The sequence below is a fragment of the Paenibacillus catalpae genome (assembly GCF_900112695.1).
In the GTDB taxonomy this organism is placed as follows: Bacteria; Bacillota; Bacilli; order Paenibacillales; family Paenibacillaceae; genus Pristimantibacillus; species Pristimantibacillus catalpae.
On sequence record NZ_FOMT01000002.1, the window covers coordinates 1,011,847 to 1,023,141 of the forward strand.

Annotated in this window: 7 protein-coding genes; all 7 read left to right on the plus strand. The window is 60.0% G+C overall.

Annotated elements, in window-relative coordinates:
* Positions 1 to 4: 4 nt before the first annotated feature.
* Positions 5 to 1,363, plus strand: coding sequence for a four-carbon acid sugar kinase family protein (locus tag BM200_RS12215; RefSeq protein WP_245773019.1), 1,359 nt, complete (start codon positions 5 to 7; stop codon positions 1,361 to 1,363).
* 27 nt (positions 1,364 to 1,390) lie between these two features.
* Complete coding sequence (locus BM200_RS12220; RefSeq protein WP_245772988.1) at positions 1,391 to 2,020, plus strand: D-sedoheptulose-7-phosphate isomerase; 630 nt, start codon at positions 1,391 to 1,393, stop codon at positions 2,018 to 2,020.
* Positions 2,017 to 3,000 carry an ROK family protein gene (locus BM200_RS12225; RefSeq protein WP_245772989.1) on the plus strand — a complete coding sequence of 328 codons (984 nt, stop codon included), beginning with the start codon at positions 2,017 to 2,019 and terminating at the stop codon, positions 2,998 to 3,000. The genes BM200_RS12220 and BM200_RS12225 overlap by 4 nt, the downstream gene beginning before the upstream one ends.
* 26 nt (positions 3,001 to 3,026) lie before the next feature.
* Positions 3,027 to 5,150: a Sip1-related alpha-galactosidase gene (locus tag BM200_RS12230; protein ID WP_175532841.1), complete on the plus strand. Its 2,124-nt coding sequence runs from the start codon at positions 3,027 to 3,029 to the stop codon at positions 5,148 to 5,150.
* A 56-nt stretch (positions 5,151 to 5,206) separates the two neighbouring features.
* Complete coding sequence (locus BM200_RS12235) at positions 5,207 to 8,443, plus strand: FAD-dependent oxidoreductase (RefSeq protein WP_175532842.1); 3,237 nt, start codon at positions 5,207 to 5,209, stop codon at positions 8,441 to 8,443.
* A gap of 188 nt (positions 8,444 to 8,631) precedes the next feature.
* Positions 8,632 to 10,128 carry an FGGY-family carbohydrate kinase gene (locus BM200_RS12240; RefSeq protein ID WP_091185564.1) on the plus strand — a complete coding sequence of 499 codons (1,497 nt, stop codon included), beginning with the start codon at positions 8,632 to 8,634 and terminating at the stop codon, positions 10,126 to 10,128.
* A 345-nt stretch (positions 10,129 to 10,473) separates the two neighbouring features.
* Positions 10,474 to 11,277, plus strand: coding sequence for an ABC transporter ATP-binding protein (locus BM200_RS12245; protein ID WP_245772990.1), 804 nt, complete (start codon positions 10,474 to 10,476; stop codon positions 11,275 to 11,277).
* Positions 11,278 to 11,295: the final 18 nt, after the last annotated feature.

Here is an 11,295-nt window from a genome sequence, read left to right on the forward strand (position 1 = left end):
AGCGATGATCGGCATTGTTGCGGACGATATTACCGGCGCGAACGACATAGGCATCATGTATGCGAAAGCGGGCCTTCGTACGGATGTATATACGCTCGAATCCTGGAATCCGGCAGCGGCCGCGGCCGACAGACCGGACGTGCTCATCATTGACACGAACTCCCGGCTCGACAGCCCGGAGGAAGCCTACAACAAGGCGGCTGCGGCGACTCGCGCGCTCCGGGAGGCCGGCTGCGACCATTTCGTCAATAAAACCTGCTCGGTGTTCCGGGGCAATATCGGGCCGGAATTCGATGCCATGCTGGATGAGCTCTGCGCCTCGTTCGCCGTTGTTGTGCTTGGCTTTCCCAAGAACGGAAGAACGACGCTAGGCGGCGTGCACTACGTCCACGGCAAGCTGCTCGAGGAATCGGAATTCCGGCGGGATCCCGTTCATCCTATGACGGAATCGAGCCTCGTATCCATTCTGCAGAAGCAAACGGAGCGCCCCGTTGCTCTGGTTCCAATCGGGGTTATCGATCGGGGGCCTGACGCGTTGCGCGCGGAGATCGACAGGCAGCGTTCGGCATGCTCCTATTTGATCCTCGACGTGCGCGATCAACATTCGCTGCGGATTATCGCCGAAGCGACGCGGAATGAACCGATCCTGTGCGGGAGTTCCGCGTTGTCGGAGGAAGCCGCGGCACTTCTTACTGAGAAAATCTTGGACGGGGACGCCGAGACTGGCAGCGGCGCGGCAAGAAACGGTGCGCAGGGTGTAGGATTTGGAGAAATGAATCATAGCGGCGAAGCCTTGCAGCCGGCGGCAGAATGCGGCGTCTTGTGCGCGGCCGGCAGCCTGATGCCGCAGACGGCGTCGCAAATCGCCTATGCGAGAAGCAAAGGCATCGCTGCCTTCGAGCTTGATTCGCTCTTATTGCTGCAGCCTGGGGAGAAAGAACCGCACCTGGAGCGGCTGGCCGAGCTGTCGAGCGCGGAGCTGCGGGCGGGACGGGATGTTCTGCTGCATGCCTCCAACGAACCGGAGAAGGTCGCGGAAACGAAACGGATTGCGAAGGAGCATGGCAGCGGCAATACGGATATCTCGCGCGTCGTATCCGAGGCGCTGTCGTCCGTCGTGGCGGAAGTGGCCGAGCGGACCGGCACGCGAAAGCTGCTAATCGCCGGCGGCGAGACGTCGTCGGCGGTCTGCGCGGCGCTAAGCGTCTCAGGCTTGCGGCTGCTGCGGGAAATCGAACCGGGACTGCCTTCCTGCTTGGCGCTGGGCGGAGTGCCTTACCGGCTCGTGCTCAAATCGGGCAGCTTTGGCAGCGAGTCGTTTATCGTTAAAGCGATCGATCATTTGAAAGAAATGGCCGAATAAACTTGTTAATGGAAGGAAGGGATTGCAGTGAGCGGAACATTTAACGGACTTTTCGTGAAATATCCTGATCTTGAGCCTTGCAGGGAGCAGATACGGCAGGCGTTCGAGGCGATGGAAGACTCCTTTCGCAAAGGCGGCAAAATGCTGCTTGCCGGCAACGGCGGCAGCGCCGCGGACTGCGAGCACGTCGTTGGCGAGCTGATGAAGGGCTTTATGTCGCAGCGGCGGCTGCCGGCTTCCGAGCGAGATAAAATGCTCGTTCACGGAGAAGAAGGCGCATATATCGCCGATCGGCTGCAGGGCGCGCTGCCTGCGATTTCGCTGGTCAGCCAGAGCGCGCTCGCGACCGCGTATATTAATGACGTGGCCGCGGACATGGTATTCGCGCAGCAGGTGTACGGCTACGGAAGACCGGAAGATACGCTTGTCGTGTTCAGCACGTCGGGCAACTCGGCCAATGTCGTCCGCGCCGTTCAAGTGGCTCAATCGCTCGGCATGACGACAATCGGCCTGACGGGCAAAGGCGGCGGCCGGCTGAAGGAGCTGTGCGACGTGACGGTCTGCGTGCCTTATGAAGGCACGCCGGACATTCAAGAGCGGCATCTTCCCATCTATCATGCGCTCTGCATGATGCTCGAGGAGGCCTTCTTCTCATGAGCATGCTGCTTGGAGGGTTTGATATCGGCGGAACGAAATGCGCCGCGGTGCTCGGCATCGCCGAGGACGGCAAGATTGACGTCCTGGCGAAGCGCGCCTTCCCGACTCCGAATTCGCCGGCCGAGGCAATCCGGCAGTTCGGGGAGGCGATGGAGGAGCTGCTGGCCAAGACGTTGGAAACGGGGTCTCTTCAGGCGATTGGCATCAGCTGCGGAGGGCCGCTCGACAGCCGCCGCGGCCTCGTTCTGTCTCCGCCGAACCTGCCGGGCTGGGACGGCATCGACGTAGTGACGCCGCTGCGCCAGCGCTTTGGCGTGCCCGTCGCGCTGCAGAACGACGCCAACGCCTGCGCGCTGGCCGAATGGCGGTGGGGCGCGGGACAAGGCGTATCGAACATGGTCTTTCTGACGTTCGGGACGGGCATGGGCGCGGGTCTGATTTTGGACGGCAGGCTGTACGCGGGCATCTCAGACATGGCGGGGGAAGCGGGCCACATCAGGCTTGAGAACGACGGTCCCGTCGGGTATGGGAAAGCGGGATCCTTCGAGGGGTTCTGCAGCGGCGGCGGCATCGCGCGGCTCGGACACGCCATGGCCGAGAAGCGCATTCAGGAGGGCGGAACGACCGCGATTTGCCAGGACGTTGCCGAGCTGGACGGCATTACGGCCAAGGCGGTGTTTGACGCCGCAAACGATGGAGATGCGCTGGCGCTTGAGGTCGTCGGCATCGTAGGACGTAAGCTCGGCAGGGGCCTGGCGCTTCTAATCGATCTGCTCAATCCCGAGCGCATCGTCATCGGCAGCATTTACGCGAGACAGGAAGCCTTGCTGCGTCCAATTGTCATGGAGGAGCTTGCACGCGAGGCTTTACCCTTGTCGCTCGCGGCATGCGGGATCGTGCCTGCCGGGCTTGGCGAGCATGTCGGCGACGCGGCGAGTTTATCGGTGGCATTGTACGCGCTGGAACAGGCGAGAAGATAGAAACAAAGGCAGAGGAGCTGAAAACAATGTTTGAATTCAACGAGAAATTTCGTCTTTCCTCGAGATCGTCGCTGGCCGTGTTCGGACCGTTTGAAGTAGCGGTAAAGCTGGACGGTCAGGGGCAGCCGGAGGCGCTGACGCCGCGGAGTACCGAACAAGGACAGCAGGGAACGGTTGTACATCGCTTCGGCAACGATGCGGATACGGTCCGCGCGGAGCTTCGATTGTCCATAGCCGATAACGGCACCTTGCTGGCGAGCGTAAGCGCGGAGACGGTGAACGACAACGATTTCGGCAAGCAGCGCGCGTTCGCGGCGGAGCATGCCATTATCGTGAAGATCCGTCCGCAGGAAAGGATCGAAGGACTGATGGCCAACTATCAGCATAAAGACTGGTGGACGCGCCCTCATTTCGATACGGATCCGGCTCGTCTGCCGGAGCGCACGCAGTCCGTCGTTTGGCGAACGGCCGGCGGCTTCTATCATCTGCTTCCGGTCGTCGGCGCGGTCTGGCGCACGGATGCAGCCGGCACGGAGGACGGTTTTGCGCTTCGATTGTCGGCCTACGAGAGCGGCCGCCGAAAGTGCGAGACATTGGCGTTCGCAATCTCGGCTGGCGACGAACCTTATCGGCTCGTGCAGTCGAACGTCGACGCCGCGCTGAAGGCGCTCGATTATCCGACGCTCCCGCGCGAAAGCAAAACATACCCTGAATTGCTCGACCGTCTCGGCTGGTGCAGCTGGGATGCCTTCTACCATAAGGTAGACGAAGCCGGGCTGCTCGCGAAAGCGGAGGAACTGCAAAAGCTCGGACTTCCGGTCGGCTGGGTGATGATCGACGACGGATGGTCCGAAGTCAAGGACGGCAAGCTCGTTGCTTTCGAAGCCGACCCGGTCAAATTCCCGGGCGGCTTGAAGCGGACCGTCTCCGCCCTTAAGGAGCGCTACGGCATCCGCCACGTAGGGGTCTGGCATACGATTGCCGGCTACTGGGGCGGCATTCACGAGGACAGCACCATTGCCCGGGACAGCCGCGATTCCCTCTACCAGGTACCGCGCGGCAATCTTGTTCCGTATCCCGACGCGGGCAGGGGGTTCGGCTTCTGGCATGCTTGGCACGGCTTCCTGCGCCGCCAAGGCATTGATTTCGTCAAGGTGGACAGCCAAAGCGCCGTGCTGAATTACTTGAAGGAGCGCCGCTCCATCGGCGAAGCTGCCGCCGCCGCGCACGAAGCGTTGGAAGCGTCCGTCGCTTTGCATTTCAACGATACGATTATCAACTGCATGGGGATGGCGTCCGAAAACGTCTGGCACCGTCCGAAATCGGCCGTCTCGCGAAACAGCGACGACTTCGTGCCGCAGGAAAAGCGGGGCTTCCCGGAGCATGCGCTCCAGAACGGCTATAACTCTTACTATCACGGGGCTTTCTATTGGGGCGACTGGGATATGTACTGGTCGAGCAACCATGACGACAAGCAAAACGCCGTCCTGCGTTCGGTCAGCGGCGGACCGATCTATATCAGCGACGCGCCGGGGAATACGAACCCCGCCAACGTTTGGCCGCTGATCTACTCGGATGGCACGATCATCCGCTGCGACGGTACGGCAAACCCGACGCCGGACTGCCTGCTGACCGATCCGGATAAGCAGCCTGTGCCACTGAAGCTGTGGAATACGGCCGGCGGCGCGGGTGTCGTGGCAGCGTTCCACATTCATCCGGAAGCTGCGCCGGTTGACGGCTTCATCAGTCCGGATGACGTGCCGGGCTTGGAAGGCGAAGAGTTCGCGGTCTACGAGCATTTTACCCAAAGCTGCTCGTTCATGAAGGCCGGTCAGCGTGAAGCAATCCGATTGGACGAGAGCGGTTATGCGCTGTTCGCGGTTGTGCCGGTTGCAGGCGGCGTAACGCCGATCGGTCTCGCGGACAAATACCTCTCGCCGGCATCGGTTGCTGACTGCTTCGCGGAAGGCGATTCGACGGTCGTGACGCTGCGCGAAGGAGGAAGGTTCGTTTTTGCCTCCAAAGGGCATCCGATGCGCGCAATCGTAAACGGGGAAGCGGCTGCGGTTAAGCAGATCAACGATTATGTTTATGAGATTGACGGCGGTTCGTCGGACCGGCCTGCTCGCATCGAGATCGTTATGGCATAGAAAACGGGAGGAGAAGACCGATGGACAAGCTGAGGATTGACCGCGCGGCGGTGCCGGTGCTGGGCGAGGCGGACGCGGCCGTGATCGGCGGCTCGCTGGCGGGGATTGCCTGCGCGCTGGAGCTGGCGAACGCGGGGAAACGCGTCTGGCTTATCGAACCGCGAACCTACATGGGCCGCGAGCTGACGGCAACGCTGCGGCCATGGCTGGAGCTGCCGCCCGATTTGGGAACGCTTCCCGAATTGATCGGAACGCTTCTCGGCGCGCAGCAGCAGGAAGGCGATGAGAAGCATCCGCCTCTAACGGCGGATTTGGGTGGACCTGTTTATACCGCACTCTATCCGGACCGGCTCAAGCTAAGCTTGGAGGATGCGCTGGAAGGAGCGGGTGTGCGATTCTTGTATGCCTCGCTCCTCGTCGGCATCGAGCAACAGGAGGGTCGCGTGGCCGGCGTCGTAATTGCGAACAAATCAGGCAGGCAGCTGATTGCTTGCCCGCTCATTGTCGACGCCACCGAAACCGCGCTTGCCGCCACGCTTTGCGGCGAAGACGTTACCTCGTACCGCGGCGGCAGCGAAGCGCGGTATGTCCGAACGCTTGAATTCGTTGGCGTCGATGTCCGCGCTGGAGGTGATTATGACGCTGCACCTAGGGTCGGTGTCCCGCTTGCAATGGACGTTCCCGCCGATATCGGAGCGGACGGCGGCGAGATCCGGATACGTCGGGGCTGCCGCGGACGGGGCCATGTCTACGTCGAGTTCGCAATGACGCTGCCAAGCGAGAACACGCTTGAAGCCTCGCATGCGCGCGAGCTTGAAGCGCGCCGCCGGGGCATGCGGCTGGCTGTTCACCTCCTGCAGCGGGAGCCGGTTTTCGGCAAAGCCGTGCTGAGCGCGTCTTCACATGAGCTGTCCGGTCCGTTTCCGGCCGGGGAACCGGGTGGCGCAGCTGCAACGCCGGAACAAACGGCCGTGCCGGCTGTACCCGGCGTATGGTCCTTATTCCGCGCCGTCTATCTGCACGGCGATGCGGAGCTTCCGGATCCAATCGGGGCAGCCGCCGCGGGCGAACGGCTTGGCCGGGCGATCGCTGGCGCCGGGGCTTCCGCAGCGGATAGCTTTGCAAACGGCCGTAGTGCCATGCCAGGTCAGCCGGCCCTTTCGGCCTCCGGGACGGCCGTAAGCGGAAGCGCCGTGAGCGTGAACGAGCCGATCCCTCAGGCTGTCCAGACTGAAGGCAAGCCGATCGTCCGCATTCCGACCTTCGGCGGTAAAGACGCCGTTTTCCCGATGTTCGAGGTTGAAGCCTTGGAAATCCCGGTGCGTGACACCGTAGATGTGCTCGTCGCGGGAGGCGGCTCCAGCGGTGCCTGCGCCGCCTTCACCGCGGCGGGTGAAGGCGTCCGGACCGCGCTCGTCGAACTTAATCCGGGTCTTGGCGGAACGGGAACGTTTGGCGGGGTAGACAGCTATTGGTTCGGCAGGAAAGCAGGTTATGCCGCGCGCATTCAGGCGGCCTTCCTGGAGCAGCAGCGGCAGCTCCGCTACAAGGGCCACAAGTGGAACATCGAAGCCAAAATGCACACGCTGCTGGAACAAGCCACGGGCAGCGGCGTCGAGCTGTTTCTGAACGCCGTCACGTTTGGCGTTGTTATGCAAGGCAGCACGGTGTCCGGCGCCGTCGTCGCCACGCGCTGGGGGCCGGCGGCCATTACGGCCGGAGCGGTCATCGACGCAACCGGGGACGGCGATCTCGCGGCCTTCGCCGGGGCAAGCAGCGTATACGGCTCGGAGCGCGACCACACGGTTATGTGGTATTCGCTGGCGCAGTATACGTCTCCGGATAAGATCCAGAACAATTTCACAAGCATGGTCGACGTCTCGGACGTGCTCGACTATACAAGGGCCATTCTGGCCGGCCGCAGGCGCGGAACCAACGTTCACGATCACGGAACGTATGTCGCGACCCGCGAGAGCAGGCATGTCAAAGGCGACGTCGTTATGAAGCTGTCGGATCAGCTGCTCCACCGGCGCTGGCCTGATGTGATTAACGTCCATTTCAGCAATCACGACGTAAAAGGCGTCAGCGGCGCGGATTGGGTCAACGTTGGCCTCATCCCTCCGAATCTGGAAATCGAAATTCCGTTCCGCATGCTGCTGCCGGAAGGGCTCGACGGCATCCTTGTCGCGGGCAAGGCCGTTTCGGCAACGCACGACGCGCTGCCGGCAATACGCATGCAGGCGGACCTCGAGAACCTTGGAGCCGCTGCGGCGCTAGCCGCCGCGCAAGCGGTTCGCACCGGAATGAAGCTGCGCGCGATCGATCTCCAACCATTGCAGCGCCGGCTGGAGGACGAGGGATTGCTGCCTTCCGGCACCGCAGGCCGGACGCTGCGTCCGGTCATTTACAGCGATGAGGATTTGGAGCGTCTCGTCGCGACCATCGAATCCGAGCGGCCGCTCTATGAATATTCCAACATGCGGATGAACGAAATCCATTCCGATCCGATTCCGTTTGCCGAGGTTTGCTCCGTCGGCCCGCGGATCGTGCCGTTTCTGGAACGCGCGCTTGGCTGCGCGGACGGACTTCGGCGGATTCATTTGGCGCAGGCGCTGGCCATGGTCGGCTCGAATGCCGGCGTTCCGGTGCTGATCGAGTCGATCCTTCAAGAGTTGGCAGGAGATGTGCTTCCGCCGCGGACGGCGGACATTATGTACGTGCAGCTGCCCCCGGATCATGGAGCGATGCCCGATGCCGCCTATCTGATGTATTCGCTGGCGCAGGCGAAGGATATGCGGAGCATTGCCGTCTGGAACCGCGTAGCGGAGCTGCTGAAGCCGGATGAGGATGATTTCCGGGACTCGTTGAAAGGACTTTATTATTATATCGACGCCGTCTGTCAAGGAGCGGAACGGCTTGGCGATCCAGGTGCGATTCCGGCGCTTCAGGCGATTCGCCGCGTGCCGTTCCTGCGCGATCAACAATCCGGACAAGGCTATCAGCCGGATTATTTCCTTGAACGGCGATCGATGCTGGAGCTGGCGATCGCCCGGGGGCTCGCTGCCTGCGGAAGCTCGGAAGGCTACGAAGTATTGATCGGCTATTTGACCGATACTCGCATTCTTCTCGCCAGACAGGCGCTGCTCTTGCTGTGCAGGCTGAGCGGAATGGCCTACCCGGCTGCCGGGGACCCATGGAAGAAGTGGCTTGAGCGTTCACGGTCATCGCTGCGGCCTCGGCCGAGCGATATGCGTCTGGATATCGAAACGAACAGTGCCACGATATTGCGTTAACCAGCTAAGTTCATAGCAAAGCAGGCAAATCGGCTTTTGGTAGAGGCCGGTTTGCTTGTGCTTCGGAAATTTTCCGATACCCTGGATTATCGTTCGGCTGATATGTGCCAACGATCCCATCGTTATGCCCGGAGGTTGTCCGTTTAAGGACAGCGGGGCTCAGTATAGCTTACAGGAGGTTGCGCGTCATGCTGCTAGCCATCGATATCGGCACAACGAATATGAAAGCAGGGCTATTCCGTCAAGACGGCTTCGCCGTCGCTCAGGCGGAACGGCCGAATAAGAAGGTTTCCGGGCCAGCCGGGACAGCCGTGTACGATCCGTTACGGATGTGGGAAACGGCCGCCACGCTAATCCGCCACGTTGCCGAGGCTGCGGGTCATCCTTCCGTAAAGGCGATCGGCATTACCAGCATGGCGGAAAGCGGTCTGCTACTCGATCCTTCGGACGGGAGACCGCGATCCCCGGTCATGCCGTGGTTCGAGACCTGCTCGATCCCGCAAGCGGAGCTGGTAAAACGAGAAATCGACGCCAAGGAGCGTTTCTTCCAAACCGGGCTGCATGCCTCGCATAAATTCGGTCTTCCGAAGCTTCTGTGGCTAAAGGAAAAGTTCCCGGAAGCCTTCGGCGGGCAAAGCGTCTGGCTCTCGGCGTCGGCCTATATCGCTTATCGCCTTACGGGCAGGATGGCCGAGGATGAAACGCTGGCTGCCCGGACGTTCGTTTACCGGATCGACCGCCGCGAATGGGATGCACCGTTCATCCGTCATTTCGGCTTTAAGCCGGAACTGTTCCCCGGGGTTGTCGCAGCGGGCAGCGCCGTCGGGAAGATACATTCCGGTATTGCGGCGGAAATGGGACTCAGCGGAGAGCCCGTTGTATGCTTGGCGGGACACGATCACGTGGCGGCTTCGCTTGCCTGCTCCTCGGGCGGGGATGAAGTCTACAATTCAATGGGGACCGCGGAGACGCTGGTCGGCTCGTTCGCCGAACGCGGACTGGACGCTGCCGACTTCGAGTCCGGCATGTCGTTTGGCCGGCATGCGTTTCCAGATCGGATGTTCTGGATGGGCGGTCACGCTTCTTCCGGAGGTTCCGTCGAGTGGCTTCGGGATACGGTCGGGGATGGAAATCTCTCTTACGCCTCGATTATGAAGCTGCTGTCGTCCACGCATTCCGATCCCACAGGCATCCTTTATTTCCCCTATCTATCCGGAAGCGGCACGCCGAGGACGAACCAAGCGGCGAGAGCCGCGTTTATCGGTTTGACGGCAAAGCACGGCAAAGGAGACTTGATCAAAGCGGTTCTGGAAGGGAACGCCTATCAAGTCGAGATGATGCGAAGGAGTGCCCAGCGGATCTGCGGCTGTCCGATCGAACGGATGAAGGTTGTAGGCGGAGGTGCCAAGAACGGCATCTGGCTGCAAATCAAAGCCGACGTGTCGGGGATCGACCTGACCGTGCCCAATACGGGCGAAGCGACGCTTCTCGGCGCGGCGCTCTCCGCGGGCGTTGGTGCCGGCGTATACAAGTCGTTCCGGGAGGCGGCGAATGCGGTGAACAGTCCGGACGGGAAACGATACATCCCCGACCCGGACCGGCATTATCGCTATGGCCGATTGTACGAGCAAGGCTTCATGGCGCTTATGGAACCGCTGACGGGTTATTACGAAAGCTCTTTTTAATGTTCGCTCATCATAACGGCTTGACCACCAGGCATCGGCATATAGGTGCTTGAGATTCCGTGAATTACCAACCTCTTAACCTCTTAGCCTTGGCTGCCAAGAGGTTTTTTGCTGTATTTTTGGATCGGGAAGGTGACGCGCGGACAGGAATAGTTACGCAACCCTGACATATAAAAGCACTAGCCGCGACGCCTCTATACATATCGTCTAACGTTTTCGCTATTTTATAAAACACTTTGTATAATGTAATCCAAATTGTGTGTTATATAATATTACATATAAGCATCGAGCGGAACGCAAAAGCATGGCATATCAATCTTCAGCACGAATAAGGGGGTTGGGATATTGTCGCTTGATAGACAGAAGGAGATTGAGATCCAAATAGACGATGTGTCCATGGTGTTCGGGCGCAAAGGACGGGAAGTGACGGCACTCTCGAAGGTCAGCTTTGAGGTGTACCGCAGCGAATTTGTATCCCTTTTGGGGCCGTCGGGCTGCGGGAAGTCGACATTGCTCCGGTTAATGGCGGATCTGCTTGAGCCGACCGGCGGTCAGATCAGAATTGGCGAACAGGTCCCGCGTGAAGTAAGGCTGAAGAGGAAGTTCGGCATCGTCTTCCAAAGCCCTACCTTATTCGAATGGCGTACGGTGAAGGATAATATTGAGCTCCCAATGGAGGTACTTGGCCTTAAAAAGTCTGAATATTCAGCCATATCCGATCGACTAATCGATATGGTTGGCTTAACGAAGTTTAAGCATCATTATCCTTGGCAGCTAAGCGGAGGCATGCAGCAAAGAGTGGCCATTGCGAGAGCACTTTCGCTGGATCCTCCCATCCTCTTGATGGATGAACCCTTTTCCGCATTGGATGAATTTACGAAAGAGAGGCTTCAGCTAGAGCTGCTCGATATCCAGAGGCAGACGAAAAAGACAATCGTGTTTGTTACCCACAGCATTCCGGAAGCGGTCTTCCTGTCTGATCGGATTATCGTGATGTCGGCACATCCCGGGCGAGTCCACTCCATCCTGGACATGGAGCGTGAGGAGGGGAGCTACGAGCAAATCCGCAATTCCAGTCGGTTCCATGAGATGACAGCTCGGGTGAGGGATTGTTTTTTAGATAATGCTAACGCGCAATTCTTAGGCTAATGCTTACGAAGCAAGAAT

What these genes read in the sequence shown, in the direction of transcription:
- BM200_RS12215 (WP_245773019.1), top strand. Translation starts at nt 5, where the DNA reads ATGATCGGCATTGTTGCGGACGATATTACCGGCGCGAACGACATAGGC.
- BM200_RS12225 (WP_245772989.1), top strand. Translation starts at nt 2,017, where the DNA reads ATGAGCATGCTGCTTGGAGGGTTTGATATCGGCGGAACGAAATGCGCC.
- BM200_RS12230 (WP_175532841.1), top strand. Translation starts at nt 3,027, where the DNA reads ATGTTTGAATTCAACGAGAAATTTCGTCTTTCCTCGAGATCGTCGCTG.
- BM200_RS12240 (WP_091185564.1), top strand. Translation starts at nt 8,632, where the DNA reads ATGCTGCTAGCCATCGATATCGGCACAACGAATATGAAAGCAGGGCTA.